16 protein-coding genes are annotated in these 17,939 nt (G+C 53.5%); 10 read left to right on the forward strand and 6 right to left on the reverse strand.

Going from position 1 to position 17,939, the window contains the following annotated elements; genetic code table 11:
- Positions 1 to 88: 88 nt before the first annotated feature.
- Positions 89 to 1,147: a YiiG family protein gene (locus tag BV494_RS06150; protein WP_104922057.1), complete on the reverse strand. Its 1,059-nt coding sequence runs from the start codon at positions 1,145 to 1,147 to the stop codon at positions 89 to 91.
- A 420-nt stretch (positions 1,148 to 1,567) separates the two neighbouring features.
- Between BV494_RS06150 and BV494_RS25755 the strand changes: the two genes are divergently transcribed.
- From BV494_RS25755 to ydfG, 4 genes are all read left to right on the forward strand, one after another.
- A complete protein-coding gene (locus BV494_RS25755; protein WP_192938087.1) occupies positions 1,568 to 1,843 on the forward strand; it encodes a hypothetical protein in 276 nt (91 codons plus the stop codon).
- A gap of 141 nt (positions 1,844 to 1,984) precedes the next feature.
- Positions 1,985 to 3,430, forward strand: a complete 1,446-nt coding sequence (locus tag BV494_RS06160; protein WP_104924726.1) for an MFS transporter — start codon at positions 1,985 to 1,987, stop codon at positions 3,428 to 3,430.
- A 48-nt stretch (positions 3,431 to 3,478) separates the two neighbouring features.
- Entirely contained in the window at positions 3,479 to 4,543 is a 1,065-nt protein-coding gene (locus tag BV494_RS06165) for an aldo/keto reductase (protein ID WP_104922059.1), read from the forward strand.
- 174 nt (positions 4,544 to 4,717) lie between these two features.
- On the forward strand, positions 4,718 to 5,467 hold the full coding sequence (ydfG, locus tag BV494_RS06170) for a bifunctional NADP-dependent 3-hydroxy acid dehydrogenase/3-hydroxypropionate dehydrogenase YdfG (RefSeq protein ID WP_104922060.1): 750 nt from the start codon (positions 4,718 to 4,720) through the stop codon (positions 5,465 to 5,467).
- 119 nt (positions 5,468 to 5,586) lie between these two features.
- On the opposite strand, the gene BV494_RS06175 is transcribed toward ydfG, so the two are convergent.
- Positions 5,587 to 6,882, reverse strand: a complete 1,296-nt coding sequence (locus tag BV494_RS06175) for an NCS2 family permease (protein WP_104922061.1) — start codon at positions 6,880 to 6,882, stop codon at positions 5,587 to 5,589.
- A gap of 327 nt (positions 6,883 to 7,209) precedes the next feature.
- Here BV494_RS06175 and BV494_RS06180 point away from each other — a divergent pair, with 327 nt between their 5' ends.
- On the forward strand, positions 7,210 to 8,115 hold the full coding sequence (locus BV494_RS06180; RefSeq protein ID WP_104922062.1) for a LysR family transcriptional regulator: 906 nt from the start codon (positions 7,210 to 7,212) through the stop codon (positions 8,113 to 8,115).
- A gap of 2 nt (positions 8,116 to 8,117) precedes the next feature.
- Here the strand turns inward: BV494_RS06180 and BV494_RS06185 are convergent, their stop codons facing one another.
- Entirely contained in the window at positions 8,118 to 8,444 is a 327-nt protein-coding gene (locus BV494_RS06185) for a YnfA family protein (RefSeq protein ID WP_104922063.1), read from the reverse strand.
- A 134-nt stretch (positions 8,445 to 8,578) separates the two neighbouring features.
- Between BV494_RS06185 and BV494_RS06190 the strand changes: the two genes are divergently transcribed.
- Both BV494_RS06190 and BV494_RS06195 read left to right on the forward strand, forming a co-directional pair.
- Positions 8,579 to 8,932, forward strand: coding sequence for a DUF1283 family protein (locus tag BV494_RS06190; protein WP_104922064.1), 354 nt, complete (start codon positions 8,579 to 8,581; stop codon positions 8,930 to 8,932).
- 102 nt (positions 8,933 to 9,034) lie between these two features.
- Positions 9,035 to 9,331: a DUF1161 domain-containing protein gene (locus BV494_RS06195; protein WP_104922065.1), complete on the forward strand. Its 297-nt coding sequence runs from the start codon at positions 9,035 to 9,037 to the stop codon at positions 9,329 to 9,331.
- A gap of 715 nt (positions 9,332 to 10,046) precedes the next feature.
- Here BV494_RS06195 and malI read toward each other — a convergent pair.
- Complete coding sequence (gene malI, locus BV494_RS06200) at positions 10,047 to 11,078, reverse strand: Mal regulon transcriptional regulator MalI (protein WP_104922066.1); 1,032 nt, start codon at positions 11,076 to 11,078, stop codon at positions 10,047 to 10,049.
- A 236-nt stretch (positions 11,079 to 11,314) separates the two neighbouring features.
- Between malI and malX the strand changes: the two genes are divergently transcribed.
- The 3 genes from malX to add all read left to right on the forward strand — a co-directional run bounded on the left by malX (position 11,315) and on the right by add (position 15,378).
- A complete protein-coding gene (malX, locus tag BV494_RS06205) occupies positions 11,315 to 12,928 on the forward strand; it encodes a maltose/glucose-specific PTS transporter subunit IIBC (RefSeq protein ID WP_104922067.1) in 1,614 nt (537 codons plus the stop codon).
- Positions 12,929 to 12,989: 61 nt separating this feature from the next.
- Entirely contained in the window at positions 12,990 to 14,174 is a 1,185-nt protein-coding gene (locus BV494_RS06210; protein ID WP_104922068.1) for a MalY/PatB family protein, read from the forward strand.
- 205 nt (positions 14,175 to 14,379) lie between these two features.
- Complete coding sequence (gene add, locus BV494_RS06215; RefSeq protein ID WP_104922069.1) at positions 14,380 to 15,378, forward strand: adenosine deaminase; 999 nt, start codon at positions 14,380 to 14,382, stop codon at positions 15,376 to 15,378.
- 76 nt (positions 15,379 to 15,454) lie between these two features.
- Here add and BV494_RS06220 read toward each other — a convergent pair whose 3' ends face one another.
- Together BV494_RS06220 and BV494_RS06225 are read right to left on the reverse strand one after the other, a co-directional pair.
- Complete coding sequence (locus BV494_RS06220) at positions 15,455 to 16,465, reverse strand: bile acid:sodium symporter family protein (protein WP_104922070.1); 1,011 nt, start codon at positions 16,463 to 16,465, stop codon at positions 15,455 to 15,457.
- 50 nt (positions 16,466 to 16,515) lie between these two features.
- Complete coding sequence (locus tag BV494_RS06225; RefSeq protein WP_104922071.1) at positions 16,516 to 17,559, reverse strand: oxidoreductase; 1,044 nt, start codon at positions 17,557 to 17,559, stop codon at positions 16,516 to 16,518.
- Positions 17,560 to 17,939: the final 380 nt, after the last annotated feature.

The raw sequence follows: 17,939 nt of genomic DNA on the forward strand, positions 1-17,939 counted from the left end.
GACCAGGGCGAACGGCTGGCGGAGGGGAAGATGTAATGAAAAATCCCCGTCATCGCTGCCGGGGATTGCTTTAGTTAGTGCTTATTTCTCAATTGAGCCGATTGTAATCAGCCACCATATCATTGTAGCTTTTCATCACTTTACTGAAAGAACCCTCGACCGTGAAGGCAGATAAGGCACTTTGCAGCATCATCTTATCGCCTTCATCAAAGTCTTCATGATCTCTGATCCGGCGGATGAGCTGTTTCGCCGCCAACTGGTAATTTTCAGCAGCACTAATGAACTGGCTCGTGTCAATCCCGGCGACAACCTGTTTCTTAGTTGAATCAATGGACGTTTGAATAACAGCAACCATCTTCATGGCATCTTCAACCGAGAATTCATCTTTCTGAATGAGCTTATTCAGCTTCTTCGCATTCACCATTATTGACAGCGCGTGGTATTCAAAAGACTGCCCTGCCGTTTTTTCCATTTCCTTAAGCCTGGTTAACTGAGCGGCATCATTCACATCTTCAATGGCAGCCCGGTATGCTACAGACGCGGCAGAGAACACCTCCCATTCGCTAAGCAATTTTATATGTTCAGTCTTTCCTTTCTGAAAAGCATCGTCTTTGTAATCTTGCTGCTCGTAATATTTACTTAATGGGTTAATGACTTTGGCAATGCTGACAACGGAATGAATATAAGAAACAGCAGCACTGTCTATAGGTTCGAGGGGCGGCTGCAATTTCGCAACAACTTCTATCTCAGTATTACAGGGGATAATATTTTGTGCGATGAGGGGATATATTCCATAAACAATATTTTCCTTGCCTGTCGGGCCTTGTTTCACGTCTTCTAACCAGGATGCATAACGTTCGACGCTACGGTAAACACTACTGTCCACCACATTAAAGCACCGGATGTAAGTCTCCATTTTTTGGGCAATTATTTCTTCCGGCGTGATACTTTGCTCAGCGACTTTCGCTTCGCTCAGGGGGGCATCAGCTTTCTTCTCTGTAGTTGCTGTTTGCGGAGTCTGTGCCGTTTTCGGCGCATTTTCAGAAACGCTAATCTCCGTTTTCTTATCGTCACAGCCTGTAATAGCAAAGGCCAGTGAGGAAATGATCGCCGCACATACCATTCCATTGTAATTCATAATATTCATTAACTCCTGTAAGTGTAATTAAAAACAGAACCGTCTTTATTTCCCAATATTCTTATTTATAGAAACCTCCTTTCTTAAATAGTTAACCCCACCCTATTAAAACAAATTCATATACAAGCTGGATGATAGGCGATTGGGTTCTCATAACAAATATGAATAAATAAGAAAGATATAAACTCAATGCATTTTAATTCGCGAGTGATTATAATAACAACCCACAAAAAATGATTTTTAATTCACCAGAGATATTTAATGAAAAAACCTTTATGCGTTTGGTGTGTGTTACTGATTCTTTCAGTCCTGACACTATTCACACTTTCTGTTAATTTATATTGGTTTGTGTCTAATCTGATCTTACTTGTTAAATATCCGTATTTTAAATTTACTTTGTTTTTCAGACTATCCTTTCTACTGAGAGTAATGGTGACCACTTTAATAATTTGGTCATTCATCGCTGTCTTAAAAAGAAAAAAACATGCACGTAAATCAGCTGTTACCGCATTAATGTTAATGCTGGCCTTCTTTGCTTACAGTCATTTTTCTGTCAGCGCCCCCCCACTTCTCTCCTATGACAATGAAGCACAGGAACTGGGTGCAGTTTTGGGAGCCGTTATTGAAGTGTTAGGGTATTTAGTCATAGTGCTCCGCTTTATGTTTTCAAAAGACTCGAAAGCTTACTTCTCAGCCAGCCAGTAATCTGATTGCCTGGTCAGTGGCAGCCCGAGGTTTTAGAGGCTTCAGCGGTAAAATGTCTCACAGAACCAAACCCGCCGTTGACGCCTCCTCCCGATGCGCTATGCTCAAACCTTGCTTATTTCATTAGCGCGCTTACCTTCTATGAGCTTCTTCGCAAACAAAAAACTCTCGCTGCCGCCAGGTTCCGCACTGCCGTTACTGGTGGCGGGCGCGTTCTTTATGGAAAATCTGGATGCCACGGTGATTGTCACCGCGCTGCCACAGATGGCGAAAGATTTCGGTGTGCATCCGGTCGATATGAATATCGGCGTGTCGGCGTACATTCTGACGCTGACGGTATTTATTCCCGCCAGCGGCTGGATCGCTAACCGGTTTGGCACGCGTAACGTCTTTTCGCTGGCGCTGATCCTGTTCACCCTCGCGTCACTGTTATGTTCAGCCAGCGTCAGTCTCGGCACGTTTACCGCCGCCCGTATGTTGCAGGGGTTTGCCGGCGCGCTGATGGTGCCGGTCGGACGACTGGTGGTACTGAAAAATACCCAAAAATCCGATCTGATCCGCGCTATCGCAACGATTACCTGGCCTGGTCTGGTCGCGCCGATCCTCGGGCCGCCGCTGGGCGGGTTTATTACGACGTATGCCTCCTGGCACTGGATATTTCTGCTCAATCTGCCGCTCGGGATTATCGCACTGATGTTCAGCCGTAAGCTGATCCCGCAGGTTGCGGGGCAGAAAGGCGTACCGTTTGATATCACCGGTTTTGTGCTGACCGGCGCAGCGTGTCTGGGGTTAATCTTCGGGCTGGATATGTTTAATCAGGACGCCATTAGCTGGAAACCGGTGACGATGGTGGGCGGCGCGGTGATCGTCGGGGCGCTGGCAGTCTGGCATTCAAAACGGGCGGCACACCCGCTCCTGCCGCTGGGGGCGCTGAAAATTAAAAGTTACGCGGTCACGATTTACGGCGGTTCACTGTTTCGCGTGGCTATCGGCGCCCTGCCGTTTTTACTGCCGCTGATGTTCCAGCTGGGTTACGGCATGAACGCGTTTGATGCCGGGCTTTTGGTGCTCGCCGTCTTCGCCGGTAATCTGGCGATGAAGCCATTTACCTCGCCGATTTTGCACCGCTTCCGGTTTAAGTCGATTATGCTGGTTAACGGTCTGCTCAATTCTGCGACGATATTTGCCTGCGCGTTGCTGACGCCGGAGGTGCCAACCGCCATCACGTTGCTGTTGCTGTTCGCCAGCGGCATGACCCGTTCGATGCAGTTCACCGCGCTCAATACCCTGGCCTTTTCGCAGGTTCCGCCAGAACAAATGGGCGGCGCGAATACGTTATTTAACACCGCACAGCAGCTTTCAACCGGGCTGGGCATTGCCATCGGCGCGCTTTCCCTGCGCATCGCGGAACATTTTTTACCGGCCAGCGCCGGGCTGCAAACCGGCACTTTCCACATCGCTTTTATTATTATCGGGGTGTTTTCTCTGGCAGGAACCCTCGACAGCCTGACGCTCGACCCTACAGCGGGCGATGAATTACGCCGCAAAAAAGAATCTGTACCCCAACCGGCTTCGTCAGGAAAATAATGGCGTTGCCAAACTGAAATTTAGTATCCGATAAATGGAGAAAAACCCATGGAATACCGTCTGTTAGGCCATTCCGGCCTGAAAGTTTCAGTTCTCAGCCTGGGCACCATGACGTTTGGTGGTCAGGGGAAATTCGCAAAAACCGGCCAGACCGACGTCAGTGCCGCACAGCGCCAGATTGGCCTGTGTCTGGATGCCGGTATTAACTTATTCGATACCGCCGACGTTTATTCAGGCGGTGAATCGGAAGTGATTCTGGGCAAAGCGCTGGGCAGTCAGCGTCATGACGTGCTGGTTGCCAGCAAAGCCCGCTTCCCGATGGGCGATGGCCCGAACAATCGCGGTTCTTCACGGCACCATATTCTGCGCGCCTGCGAAGCCAGCCTGAAGCGTCTGAATACGGATTATCTGGATTTATATCAGTTACATGAATGGGACGGTCAGACGCCGCTGGAAGAAACGCTGCGCGCGCTCGACGATCTGGTCAGCAGCGGCAAAGTGCGTTATGTCGGTGTCTCCAACTTTTCCGCGTGGCATGTGATGAAAACGCTGGGCGTGGCGGCGGCAAATCACTATATCCGTCCGGTCAGTCAGCAAATCCATTACACCTTGCAGGCGCGTGAAGCCGAATACGAACTCCTGCCGGCGGCACACGATCAGGGGCTGGGCGTTCTTGTCTGGAGCCCGCTGGCCGGTGGCCTGCTTTCCGGTAAATACCGCCGTAATCAGGCCGCGCCCGAAGGTACACGCCATCTGGCTGACTGGGGCGAACCGCCGGTGCGTGATGAAAATGCGCTGTATGACGTGGTGGATGTTCTGGTAGATATCGCCGGGCAACGCGGTGTTTCTGCGGCGCAAATCGCGCTGGCGTGGCTGATTGCGCGCCCGCAGGTGACGTCGGTGATTGTCGGCGCGCGTAACGACACCCAGTTGCAGGACAACCTGCTCGCCGCAGATTTAATCCTGAATAGCGAGGAAATTGAAAGGCTTAATAAAGTCAGCCAGTTGCCGCTTCTTTACCCTTACTGGCATCAGGCGCAGACCGCGCCGGACCGGCTTTCTGCAGCCGATTTGTCACTGATTGCGCCTTATTTGAAAAAACCATCGTCATAAAAGGTCATCGCAATAAAATGATACCAAGTCAGACCGGCATCGGCTGCCGGTCTGGTTATTTTTGTGTTAATACTTATAGCGTTTCTTTTTCTGCACGCCGTGCGCGTGCAGACGCGTTCATTTTTGATTCGATTTTATTTCATTCTATTTATTTAAATACTAAGGAATACCGGGATGATTATTTTTGTGACCGGCGCGACCGCCGGATTTGGCGCTGAAATCGCGCGCCGCTTTGTCAAAGAAGGCCATAAAGTGATTGCCTCTGGCCGCCGTAAAGAGCGTCTGGACGACCTGAAAGCGGAGCTGGGTGACGCGCTGTATACCGTTGAACTGGATGTCACCAACCGGGCTTCCATCAAAGATGCCATCGACAGCCTGCCTGCTGAGTGGAGCAACATTGACGTGCTGGTCAATAACGCCGGTCTGGCGCTCGGTCTGGAAAAAGCCGACAAAGCGTCGCTGGAAGACTGGGACAAAATGATCGACACCAACACCAAAGGTCTGGTGTACATGACCCGCGCCGTCCTGCCGGGCATGGTTGAACGCAACACCGGCCATGTGATTAACATCGGTTCAACGGCGGGCAACTGGCCGTATGCCGGTGGCAACGTGTATGGCGCGACCAAAGCCTTCGTCCGTCAGTTCAGCCTGAACCTGCGTACCGACCTGCATGGCACTCACGTTCGCGTGACCAATATCGAGCCGGGCCTGTGTGGCGGAACGGAATTCTCCAACATCCGCTTTAAAGGTGATGACGAGAAAGCCAGCAAAACCTACGACAAGACCAACCCGCTGACGGCAAAAGACGTCGCCGAATCCGTGTTCTGGGTTTCCACATTGCCTGAGCACGTGAACATCAACAGCATCGAGATGATGCCTGTCAGCCAGTCTCTGGCCGGTTTGCAGGTTCACCGCGAAGACTGATCAGACATTGTGATTCACATGAAAAGCAGCTCCGGCTGCTTTTTTTATTGCGCGCTTTCTGCCAGAAATAAAAAAAGGCGCGGTAGTCAAACCCGCGCCTTTTCCGACCCGCAGAGCGGTTACGCGCTCAGCCAGCCCAGTTTGATCACGAACAGAATCGACAGCACGATTAGCGCTGAATTCAGTTCACGCCAGCGGCCGGTCAGCAGTTTTGCCAGCGTCCAGGTGATGAAACCAAACGCGATACCGTTCGCAATGGAATACGTGAACGGCATGGTCAGCGCAGTCACGGTGACCGGTGCGGCAACAGTAATGTCTTTCCAGTCGATTTCAGCCAGACCAGAGGTCATCAGAACTGCGATGAACAGCAGAGCAGGTGCGGTGGCGAATGCCGGAACGCTTCCTGCCAGCGGTGCGAAGAACAGGCTCAGCAGGAACAGGATCGCGACCACGATAGCCGTCAGACCGGTACGTCCACCGGCGCTCACGCCCGCCGCAGATTCGATATAACTGGTGGTGGTTGATGTCCCCAGCAATGAACCGAACAACGCAGCCGCACTGTCCGCGACCAGCGCACGGCCCATTTTAGGGATATTGCCATCTTCGTCCGCCAGACCTGCGCGTTTGGTGACGCCGATCAGGGTGCCGGAGTTATCAAACACGTCAACAAACAGGAATGCGAACACGACGCTGATCAGCGAAACGTTGAATGCGCCTTTGATGTCCAGCTGCATAAAGGTTGGTGCGATGGAAGGTGGCATGGACATCACGCCGCCAAACGGTGAGTAACCCAGCGCAATCGCCAGAACCGTCACAGCCAGCACGCCAATCAGCACCGCGCCAGTCACTTTACGCGCTTCCAGTACTACAATCAGAATGAAACCGAGCATCGCAAACAGCGGACCCGGCTTGGTCAGGTCGCCCAGACCCACCAGCGTGGCCGGGTTAGCAATCACAATACCGGCGTTTTCCAGCGCAATCAGCGCCAGGAATAACCCGATACCGGCCGCAATCGCCGAACGCAATGGCAGTGGAATGCTGCGGATGATCCATTCACGGATTTTGAAAATCGACAACGCGAAGAAAATACACGCGGAAAGGAAAACGGCACCCAGCGCGATCTGCCAGGTGTAACCCATATGCAGCACGACGGTGTAGGTGAAGAAAGCGTTTAACCCCATGCCCGGCGCCAGTGCAATCGGGTAGTTGGCGATAAAGCCCATCAGTGCGGAACCGATTGCGGCAGCAAGACACGTTGCCACGAAAACCGAGCCTTTATCCATCCCCGTCGCGCCCAAAATGGACGGGTTAACGAACAGAATATAGGCCATTGCTAAAAATGTCGTCAGTCCTGCCACAATCTCAGTCCGCACGTTAGTACGGTGAGCTTTTAACTTGAATAGTTTTTCTAACATGAGAAGGCATCTCTTGGTCGCGTGATCACTTCAACCGGGTGATCAAAAGCGCACGCTTGTTATTAGTGTTGTTTTTCAAAACACGCACGCACGCCAGCAGGTCGAATGCCACAATTCGCACCCCTTCTGTCCAAAGAAAAGCGGCTCACGTGCTAAACGTGTTTTGACGAACCCTGTCATTACCCTTTTTGACCTTCTTTGCGCAGAGATTTGCGCATAAACAATCTGAGGTGATTGTTTACAAAGGCCATCGCACAATCTAGGAAAAATGAGTGATGCAGTCCATAATAGATATCTCACTTATTCACTGCATAAATTAGTACACCTATGTCTCCCTTCTCCCGTTTTTCGCAATATTTTACCGAAGTCGCCCGAACAGGAAGTTTGCGCAAAGCGGCGGAAGCGCTGCACGTCTCTGCTTCAGCCATTAACCGGCAGATTTTACAGGCCGAACAGACTCTGGAAACGCCGCTGTTTGAGCGCCTGCCGACCGGCCTGAAACTGACGTCCGCCGGTGAGATTTTGTTCGATGATATCCGCCGCTGGCGAAAAGAATTTTCCCGCACCCGCGAACGCTTTGATGAAATTCAGGGGTTGCGGCGCGGACATGTCACGATTTCCATTATCGCGGCGCTCAGTGAAGGAATTATGGCGCAGCTGATTGCCGAAGTCGGCGCGGAACATCCTTACCTTACGTTTGATATCCGCATTGAAGACAGCCGGAATATCAGCGAACAGGTCAGTGCGGCGGAAGTGGATTTTGGCCTGCTGCTCGACCCTATCGAGCATACCGGGCTGGAAGTGCAGGCGTTTGCGGAGTTGCCGATTGGCATCGCGATGCCGGTCGGGCATGAACTTTCGCGTCAGGAATCGCTTTCGTTCAGCGATATCGCGGCTTACCGGCAGATAATTCCGTCGGAACCGCTGATGGTGAACGCCCGCGCGAAGCTGCTGTACAACCGTTATCAGTTGCTGGATACGCCGTCGATTGTCTGTAATGACGTGCGCATGATGCGTGAACTTATCCGCAAAGGGGCCGGTGTGGGGGTGCTGAGTTTGCTTGACGTATTGCCTGACTTGCAGGAAAACCGGCTGGCGTTTGTGCCCTTGCAGGGACGCAGCGCCAAACCGCTGACGCTCGCGCTGTGCGTTGCGCCGCGCCGTCAGCTTTCCCGCGCCGCGCAGATTGTGATTCAGAAAGTGATCGTAATGATGGAACAACTGTCGCAGTAATTTTACGCCGTTTTCCAGCCAGAAATGATAATCAGCATCCCGGCCAGCGCCACACAAGCGCCGAGCCAGTCGGTGGTGCTGAGTTTCACGCCATCGACAAACCGCAGCCACAACATCGCCGTCATCACATATACCCCGCCGTAAGCCGCATACACCCTGCCGCTGGCCGCCGGATGCAGCGTCAGCAACCAGACAAACGCCGCCAGACTCAGCGCCGCCGGGAAAAGCAGTAATACGTTGCCACCTTTACGCAGCCAGAGATACGGCAGAAAACAGCCGATAATTTCCGCCAGCGCGGTCGCAAAGAACAGTAAAGTCGTTTTGAGCATAGGAATCGCCAGGTTTACAGTCGTAAGTTAAACATGAATTCAACCCGTTAGCAGGCTTTGGGTGACGTGACTCTGAGTGATGTTATAATTGAAAGTATTCGCCTGAGCGATGTGTAAATTAAAAGGATTAGCTAATGAATACAACGTTTTTACGCCGTTTACTGCCTGTTGCGCTTCTGGTGATGACAGCTAGCTGGCAGGCACCTGCGCTGGCATCCACCAACTGTGCGGGCGGAACCTGTGTCTTTGGCGGCAGCGGCAATGACGCCATGTCCAATGAAGAAGCGCGCCAGAGCAAAGAGCAATGGAACGAAACTCAGCGTCTGCGGGCGTTGAAAAACCAGCGCGCAGAAAAAGAATATTCCAAGTACGATAATGCTATGGACCAGCGTGATAAATGCAATGCCAGCCAGAATATCAACGCGTACTGGGAAGATAACACCCAGCGCTGCCTCGACCGCCGCACTGGCCGTACCGTAATGCCGTAATAAATTCTTTCCACCCTTTTCCTGCCCGGCAGCGGCTAATTCTGCCGCTGTCTCTCTCTGCTAAAATCATTAATACACTGTTTCTCATAAAAGGAATGAATGATGAAAAAGACACTCTTAGCTGGCCTTGCGATCATGATGTTAGCGCCGCTGGCCGTTCAGGCTGCCACCTGTGAAAGCGTGAAAGCGGATATCACCCAGAAAATCGTCGCCAACGGTTTGCCGGAATCCGGCTTTAAGCTCGATATCGTCCCGAACGATCAGGCGGATCAGGCCGGTGGTCAGGTTGTGGGTCATTGCGGGAATGATACGCAGAAGATTATCTACACGAAGACCGCTGGCGCGGATGATGCGACAGCAGCGAGTCCTAAGACGGGGACAAGCCAGGATTCTCAGTGATATCAGACCGGATATCACGGTACGGTTAAATTGATCGAGTAGGTTTCACTTGCAGTGAACGCGCAACCCAGGTCAAGACCTTGGGTTGCCACCCAAACCGGCCTTAAGCCAAAATCAAGACCTTGGGTTGCCACCCAAACCGGCTTCAAGGGGCGCCTATCGCCGCACCCCTTGAAAATCCCGGGCTCTTAACTGCGCGCTATCGCTCGCTGGCTATGTTCCAGCAGCCATAATTATTGCCGCGAAAACTTGCCGCTGCGCGGTTCCCTTACTCGGTTTCGAGCCATAGGTCTCGAAACACTTCGCTCGGCAAGATTTCTGAAAGCGGCCACTGGCTATGTAAGTCAAAAGATCTATTTTGGCTGATTTTAAAAAAGGTTAAGTGAAAAAGCAAAATGCCGTTGAATTTAGAAAAGCCGCTGGCCGCTTTCAAAACGACGTCGAGTGAGTGGTGAGAAACGGCGAGAGTCTTTTTTCTCGCTGGTTCGAATCCGAAATGAGAGGACCGCGCAGCGGCGGCGTTTGCGGCACTAGCAGGCGTTGCTGAAACATAGCCAGCGAGCGGCAGCACGGAGTTAAAAAAGCGCAGAGTCCAGAGACCCGCGCGTTACCGGGTCTTTGGTCGGTGTGGGCCGACGCCCACGGCTTTGAATTTGAACTTGAATTTGTCACCTTTCTAAAAGGTGCTTAAAGGTGCTCACCAGCCTGGCACCTTTCAGGCCGACGCCCTCTCTATCAGCCCCGGCGGCACAATAATATTCTGCGCTTCCAGATTCTGCCCCCCGATCCTCAGCAATAACCGTCTCGCCGTTGCATGACCAATCTCCCGCGCGGAGTTCGCGATAGACGTCAGCGGCGGCTCGGTCAGCTCAGATTCCGGTGCATCTTCCATGCCTATGAGCGCCACTTTCTGCTGGAAGAAACTGTCGACCGCCCCGCCGCCGACTTCCGCGCCAGTGCGCAAAACGCCGAAATACGCGCCGAGCGCGACGGACGATTTATGGCAAACGATGGCGCTGATTTTCGGGTAATGGGTCAGCAACGTTTCGGCGGCGTCGGCGGCGCATTTTTGCTGGTAATCGCACTCGATAATCCACTCGCTGCGAAACGGCAGGCCGTACTGTATAAGGGTTGAGCAAAAACCGCCGAGACGTTCGGCGCGGGTTAATGAATTACTGAGGCCGCCGAGGTAAGCGATTTGTTTGTGACCGTGGCGGATAAGATATTCAGTGGCCATTTTAGCGGCGAGCATATTGTCCGGGCGGACAACGTCGACGCCTTCGATACCGCCGGAACGCGCCGCGCAAATCAGCGGGACGCCCTGTTCTTCCGCCTTTTCTTTCAGGCCGGAAATAGAACTGGTGCCACCGGCGATGACAATGCCATCAACGCCGTGGGTCAGCAATGTGTCGAAACAGCGCATCAGACCTTTGCCTGACGGGCCGCTTTGCAGCAGAAATAATACTTTGCCCTGCGCTTCAAACATCTCACTGAGACCGGCGGTCATTTCCGCATAAAACGGCTCGCAGATGTCACGCACAATCAGCCCGACCACGCCGGACTCACCGCCGCGCAGCGTGCTGGCTTGCCGGTTGCGCACGAAACCCAGTTCATCCACCGCACGGTTTACCCGTTCTGCAGTGCTCAGGGAAATGCGCCCTTTGCCGCTGAGCACCAGCGAAACTGTGGTGACAGAAACGCCGGCGTGCTGCGCAACATCGATAATCGTAATTTTTTTATGATTCATCAGGCTATGTCGTTCATTCCAGACTCCATGAAGCGGAATTAAGCGGTTAAATCAGTAGTGCGGTCAAACAGTTATACCCGACTCATCAGAGTGAGTAAAACGTTAAACCTCCATTTCACCCTTATAGTGCAGGCATCTTCCAATATTGTGAGTTTCAACACGTATTGTTTTGGTAAAACGTTTTATCTTAGCCGCCATTACCACACAGCCAACACCAAACCACTCAGGGAGCCGTCATGCCTGCCAATAAAAAACAAAAAGTCACACTTTGGGAATTCTTCCAAAGCTTGGGTAAAACCTTCATGTTGCCCGTCGCGTTGCTGTCATTTTGCGGCATCATGCTAGGTATCGGCAGCTCATTAAGCAGCCACGATGTCGTTACGCTGTTGCCTGTACTGGGCAATCCGATACTTCAACTGATATTCGTGTGGATGAGCAAAGTCGGCTCATTTGCCTTCAGCTTCCTGCCGGTCATGTTCGCTATCGCGATCCCGCTGGGTATGGCGCGTGAGAACAAAGGCGTTGCTGCCTTCTCCGGTTTTGTCGGTTTTGCCGTACTGAACCTGGCCATCAACTTCTACCTGACCGCCAACGGCACGCTGCCAACGGTTGATCCGCTGGTGCTGAAAGCCAACAACATCCAGATGATCCTCGGTATCCAGTCTATCGACACCGGTATTCTGGGCGCGGTGATCGTGGGTATCATCGTGTACATGCTGCACGAGCGTTACAACACCATTCGCCTGCCGGATGCGCTGGCGTTCTTCGGCGGTACGCGTTTTGTGCCAATCGTGACCACCGTGGTGCTCGGTTTAGTCGGTCTGCTGATCCCGTTAATCTGGCCATTCTTCGCCGCCGGGATTAACGGTTTGGGCCGTCTGATTCAGGGCGCAGGCGTGTTCGGGCCAATGATTTTCGGTTCCGGCGAACGTCTGCTGTTACCGTTCGGTCTGCACCACATTCTGGTTGCGCTGATCCGCTTCACCGAAGCCGGTGGCACAATGGACGTGTGTGGACGCGAAGTCAGCGGTGCGCTGACCATCTTCCAGGCGCAACTTTCCTGCCCGACAACACACGGTTTCTCTGAAAGCGCCACGCAGTTCCTGTCTCAGGGCAAAATGCCGGCTTTCCTCGGGGGTTTACCGGGTGCCGCACTGGCGATGTACCACTGCGCGAAACCTGAAAACCGTCATAAAATTAAAGGTCTGCTGATCTCCGGCGTGGTCGCTTGTGTGGTCGGCGGAACCACTGAACCAATCGAATTCCTGTTCCTGTTCGTTGCGCCGGTTCTGTATGTGATCCACGCAATTCTGACCGGTCTGGGCTTCACCATTATGTCGGTACTGGGCGTGACCATCGGGAATACCGACGGTAACATCATCGATTTCGTGGTCTTCGGTATTCTGCACGGCACCGCCACCAAGTGGTATCTGGTGCCTGTGGTGGCAGCAATCTGGTTCGCGGCTTATTACGCCATCTTCCGCTTCTCCATCACGCGCTTTAATATCAAAACGCCGGGTCGTGAATCAGAAAGTATGCCAGCCGCCGCCGCCGTGCCGTCTTCCAGCAAATCCGGTTACAACGTGCCGGTGATCTTAAGCGCACTGGGCGGTGCCGGTAACATCGTTTCACTCGATAACTGCATCACCCGTCTGCGTCTTTCCGTGGCGGATATGTCGCTGGTTGACGATGCGACGCTGAAAGCCAACCGGGCAATTGGCGTGGTTCATCTCAACGAACACAACCTGCAAGTGGTCATCGGCCCGCAGGTGCAGTCGGTGAAAGATGAGCTGGATTACCTTATCCGTGAAGCCGCTAATCAGCCCACGCCCGAACCGGCGATAGTGTAAACACTGAATCCACAGGGCGACGTCGTGTCGCCCTTTTCTGCTTTCTTCAGGGAGTGAAAAAATGTCCTCAGCTTCTTTTGATTTCTCCACCGTCGTTGACCGTCACGGAACCTGGTGTACGCAGTGGGATTACGTCGCCGACCGTTTTGGCCGCGATGATTTACTGCCGTTTACCATTTCGGATATGGATTTCGCCACCGCACCGTGCATTCTGGACGCGCTGCAAAAACGCCTGCAACACGGCGTGCTCGGTTACAGCCGCTGGCATCATGACGATTTTCTCGGTGCCGTTGAACACTGGTATCAGCAGCGATTTAACAGCCCGATCGACCGCGACTGGGTGGTGTATGGCCCGTCGGTGATTTACATGGTCGCGCAGCTTATCCGCCAGTGGAGCCAGCCGGGTGACGGCGTGGTGACGTTTACGCCGGCCTACGACGCGTTCTTTAAAGTGGTTGATGGCAATCAGCGCAACCTGCTGGCCTGCCCGCTGATTAAACAGGGCAACGACTGGTCGCTGGATGCCGAAAATCTGGAAAGCCTGCTGGCGCAACCGGACTGTTCACTGCTGTTGCTGTGCAGCCCGCACAATCCGACCGGCAAGGTCTGGACGCGCGAAGAACTGACGCTGATTGCAGCACTTTGCGAGCGCCACAGCGTGCGGGTGATCAGCGATGAGATCCACATGGATATGGTCTGGGGCGTGAACCCGCATACGCCGTGGAACGAGGTGGCGCGCGGTGAATGGGCGCTGCTGACGTCCGGCTCGAAAAGCTTCAACATTCCTGCGCTGACCGGCGCGTACGGCTTTATCAGCCATAAAACGCCGCGTGACGCGTATCTGCATCAGCTGAAGGCCTGCGACGGTTTATCTTCTCCGGCGGTGCTGGCAGTACATGCGCACGTTGCGGCGTATCACGCAGGCGAACCATGGCTGGATGCATTGCGCGACTACTTGCAGGCGAATCTGCATTATGTGGCGGAACAGCTCAACGCTGCGTTCCCGCAGCTGAACTGGCAACCGCCGCAGTCAACGTATCTTGCCTGGATTGATTTGCGAGCGCTAAACATCGACGACAAACTGCTGCAAAAAACGCTGATCGAACAGCAAAAAGTCGCGATCATGCCGGGCTACACCTACGGCACGGAAGGCGAAGGTTTCCTGCGTCTGAACGTCGGATGCCCGCGTTCAAAAGTAGAAGCCGGCGTTCAGGCGTTAATTCGCGCGATTAATACCCTGCTGTAAGCTCCTCCCCCTGCGAAGGGGGAGGCAGGGAGGGGGTTTAGCATAAAAATCAGATCTAAATACTCTTCAACTTCTTGATTTTGCATTAATACCCCACCCCAACCCTCCCCTTCGCAGGGGAGGGAGCAAAAATAAAACCATTCTTGTTGCGCAACGAAATAGAGTTATAATGCCCCGCACATTTCAATAATAACGAGTGCACCCCATGATCGACACACGCCTTCCCCTGACCGACATTCACCGCCACCTTGATGGCAACATCCGCGCTCAAACCATTCTCGATTTAGGCCGCCAGTTTAACCTGACGCTGCCCGCCAGTGAACTTGAAGCCCTGCGCCCGCATGTGCAGGTCATGCATGCGGAACCCGATCTGGTGAGCTTTTTGCAAAAACTGGACTGGGGCGTCAAAGTGCTGGGCGATCTCGACGCCTGCCGCCGTATTGCGAAAGAAAACGTCGAAGACGCGGCCAAAGCCGGTCTGCATTACACCGAGCTGCGTTTCTCCCCGTACTACATGGCGATGAACCACAAACTGCCGGTCGCAGGCGTGGTGGAAGCCGTGATTGAAGGCATCCGTGAAGGCCAGAAAAATCACGATATCGACGTGCGTCTGATTGGTATTCTGAGCCGTACTTTCGGTGAAGATGCATGTCTGCAAGAGCTGGAAGGTTTGCTGGCGCACCGCGACGGCATTACCGCGCTGGATCTGGCGGGTGATGAACTCGGTTTCCCCGGCAGTCTGTTCCTCAGCCACTTTAACCGTGCGCGCGACGCAGGCTGGCGTATTACCGTTCACGCCGGAGAAGCCGCAGGCCCGGAAAGCATCTGGCAGGCAATTCGTGAACTGGGCGCAGAGCGTATCGGCCACGGCGTGAAAGCCGCGCAAGACCCGGCGCTGATGGATTTCCTGGCGAAGCACCAGATTGGGATTGAATCGTGCCTGACGTCGAATATTCAGACCAGTACCGTGTCCTCGTTTGAGCAACATCCGCTGGCGACCTTCCTGCGCCACGGCGTTCTGGCGTCGATCAATACCGACGATCCGGCCGTTCAGGGCATCGAAATCGCCAACGAATACAACGTTGCCGCACCAGCCGCCGGTCTGACTCAGAATGAAATCCGCAAAGCGCAGGAAAATGGCCTGACGATGGCCTTCCTGACCAGCGCAGAAAAACAGGCGATTCGCGACAAAGTGTCTGCGTAACGTTTTAAGAACACCAGAATTCAGAGCATAAAAAAGGGCGGGATGAATTCCCGCCCTTTTCTTTTCAATCAATCCGTTATGCCGATTTGATTTCTTCTTTCACCGCCAGTTTAGCGGCCTCTTCACGTGCAACACGTTTCGCGTAACGCGACGCCAGAACCGCGCACACCATCAGCTGGATCTGATGGAAAATCATCAGTGGCAGCACCATCGCGCCCACCGCCGCCGCCGGGAACAGCACGTTCGCCATCGGAATACCGTTCGCCAGACTCTTCTTCGAGCCACAGAAAACAATGGTGATTTCGTCTTTGGTATTGAAGCCAAACAGCCGCGCCACAAACGTATTGATGATCAGCACAATGGTCAGCAGCACAATCGAACACCCCAGCACCGCCAGCAGTGACCAGCCGTCAATCTGATGCCAGATGCCTTCCACGACCGCTGCGCTGAATGCCACGTATACCACCAGAAGAATCGACGAACGGTCAGTGATATTCACGATTTTCTTGTGACGCTGCACCCAGCCACCAATCAGCGGACGGCACAAATGCCCGATAATAAACGGCACCATCAGCTGTAAAACAATCGAGCCAATCGCGTGCAGCGTATCGCTGGTGCCGCCCTGCGTATGCATCAGCAAACCAACCAGCACCGGCGATAAAAACACGCCGAGAATACTGGACGCCGAAGCACTGCAAATCGCCGCCGGGATATTCCCGCCCGCCACCGACGTATAGGCAATCGCCGACTGCACAGTGGCTGGCAGCGCGCACAGATACAGAAAACCGTAATACAGCGTCGGTGTCAGAATGCCGACCGGCACCAGCCATTTCATGCCCAGCCCCAGCAGCGGAAACAGCGCAAACGTGCTGAGGAAAACCACAACATGCAAACGCCAGTGGCCGATCCCCGCCATAATCGCCTCACGCGAGAGCTTCGCGCCGTGCATAAAGAACAGCAGCGCGATGGCAGCGGTGGTCAGATGTTGGAAAATCGTTTTATAGATCCCTTCACAAGGGAAAAACGACGCCACGACAACCACACAAATGAGAATCAGCAAAAATTTATCGATTTTTAACCAGGACATGAACCTTCCTTGCCAGTTGAACGAGTAAAAGTGAATCGGTTAACGGCGGCTTATTTTTTTACTTTCAGCGTCGCCTGTTGTTCTGAAGATTGCATGCCCAGCTCAATCATTTCCATTACGCGGATAGCGTCTGATGCCGGAACCGGATTTTCGCCGTCGCCATTAATCGCATCGCGCACACCGGCGTAATAGGCAGGATAGTTCCCCGGAAGGGTCTGCAGCGATTTCTCAGCCAGCATACCGTCGTGGCTCAGCGTGATCACGCCGTCACGTTTGTCGTATCCCCAGTCTTCCTGCGGCAGACGTTCGCCCGCTTTCAGACGATCTTCCTGCGGATCCAGACCAAATTTCACATAGCTGCCGGTTTCGCCCTGCACGATAAAGCGGGCCGTTTCGGCCACGGCGTACACAGTGCTGTGCAACACCACGCGGCGGCGCGGATAGGTCATCACGGCATTGAAATAATCCACCGCTTTACCGCCCGGACGCAGCACGGCCAGGTCAGCCTGCAACGAATCCGGCGTACCAAACAATTGCAGCGCCTGATCCAGCAGATGTGAACCTAAGTCGTACCAGATGCCGCTGCCCTGCGCATCGCTTTCACGCCAGCGCTGGAGCACCTGCGGTTTGTAGCGATCGTAATGGGATTCGAAATACACGATCTCGCCCAGTGAACCTTCTTCGATCAGCGCCTTCACGGTCTGGAAATCAGAATCCCAGCGACGGTTGTGGAACACAGAAAGCACTTTGCCTTTTTCACGCGCCAGCGCGTCCAGCTCGCGGGCTTCTTCGAGCGTCACGGTGAACGGTTTATCGACAACAACGTGTTTACCGGCTTCCAGAGCCAGCTTCGCCAGCGGGAAATGCGTGGTGTTTGGCGTCGGGATCACCACCAGATCGATGGACGGATCGGCGAGCAGTTTCTCAGGGGAATCAACCACGGTGACATTTGGCCAGTCGGCATGGACTTTTGCGGCGTCACTGCTCGACACCACCGCCAGCTCAAGGCCCGGCGTACCATCAATCAAAGGTGAGTGGAACGTTTTGCTGGCGAAGCCATAACCGATCAGGCCAACGCGGAGAGTCTGTGACATGGGATTTCCTCTGTTTAACGGTTTTGCCCGTCAGGATGCTAATCATCTGATTTGACACCAGCTTACAGAGCGGGACAAGTAAAAATTTGGTTGGTTTGCTCCTCCCCCTGCGAAGGGGGAGGTCGGGAGGGGGTTTGCAAACAACTCAGCTTTAAAGTTGCCATTTCGAACCCCATCCCGTCCTTCCCCTTACCAAGGGGAAGGAGCAAATCAAAACCAGCCTGCATGTATCTTCCGAATTACATAGCCAGTAGCCGCTTTCAAAACGACGTTGAGTGAGGAGTGAGAAACGGCGAGAGTCTGTTTTCGAGCTGGTTAGAACCCGAAGCGAAAGTACCGCGCAGCGGCGGCGTTTGGGGCACTCGCTGGCGTTGCTGAAA

The sequence above is a fragment of the Rahnella sikkimica genome (genome assembly GCF_002951615.1).
Lineage (GTDB): Bacteria > Pseudomonadota > Gammaproteobacteria > Enterobacterales > Enterobacteriaceae > Rahnella > Rahnella sikkimica.

What these genes read in the sequence shown, in the direction of transcription:
- BV494_RS06150 (WP_104922057.1), bottom strand. Translation starts at nt 1,147, where the DNA reads ATGAATATTATGAATTACAATGGAATGGTATGTGCGGCGATCATTTCC.
- BV494_RS25755 (WP_192938087.1), top strand. Translation starts at nt 1,568, where the DNA reads ATGGTGACCACTTTAATAATTTGGTCATTCATCGCTGTCTTAAAAAGA.
- BV494_RS06160 (WP_104924726.1), top strand. Translation starts at nt 1,985, where the DNA reads ATGAGCTTCTTCGCAAACAAAAAACTCTCGCTGCCGCCAGGTTCCGCA.
- BV494_RS06165 (WP_104922059.1), top strand. Translation starts at nt 3,479, where the DNA reads ATGGAATACCGTCTGTTAGGCCATTCCGGCCTGAAAGTTTCAGTTCTC.
- ydfG (WP_104922060.1), top strand. Translation starts at nt 4,718, where the DNA reads ATGATTATTTTTGTGACCGGCGCGACCGCCGGATTTGGCGCTGAAATC.
- BV494_RS06175 (WP_104922061.1), bottom strand. Translation starts at nt 6,882, where the DNA reads ATGTTAGAAAAACTATTCAAGTTAAAAGCTCACCGTACTAACGTGCGG.
- BV494_RS06180 (WP_104922062.1), top strand. Translation starts at nt 7,210, where the DNA reads ATGTCTCCCTTCTCCCGTTTTTCGCAATATTTTACCGAAGTCGCCCGA.
- BV494_RS06185 (WP_104922063.1), bottom strand. Translation starts at nt 8,444, where the DNA reads ATGCTCAAAACGACTTTACTGTTCTTTGCGACCGCGCTGGCGGAAATT.
- BV494_RS06190 (WP_104922064.1), top strand. Translation starts at nt 8,579, where the DNA reads ATGAATACAACGTTTTTACGCCGTTTACTGCCTGTTGCGCTTCTGGTG.
- BV494_RS06195 (WP_104922065.1), top strand. Translation starts at nt 9,035, where the DNA reads ATGAAAAAGACACTCTTAGCTGGCCTTGCGATCATGATGTTAGCGCCG.
- malI (WP_104922066.1), bottom strand. Translation starts at nt 11,078, where the DNA reads ATGAATCATAAAAAAATTACGATTATCGATGTTGCGCAGCACGCCGGC.
- malX (WP_104922067.1), top strand. Translation starts at nt 11,315, where the DNA reads ATGCCTGCCAATAAAAAACAAAAAGTCACACTTTGGGAATTCTTCCAA.
- BV494_RS06210 (WP_104922068.1), top strand. Translation starts at nt 12,990, where the DNA reads ATGTCCTCAGCTTCTTTTGATTTCTCCACCGTCGTTGACCGTCACGGA.
- add (WP_104922069.1), top strand. Translation starts at nt 14,380, where the DNA reads ATGATCGACACACGCCTTCCCCTGACCGACATTCACCGCCACCTTGAT.
- BV494_RS06220 (WP_104922070.1), bottom strand. Translation starts at nt 16,465, where the DNA reads ATGTCCTGGTTAAAAATCGATAAATTTTTGCTGATTCTCATTTGTGTG.
- BV494_RS06225 (WP_104922071.1), bottom strand. Translation starts at nt 17,559, where the DNA reads ATGTCACAGACTCTCCGCGTTGGCCTGATCGGTTATGGCTTCGCCAGC.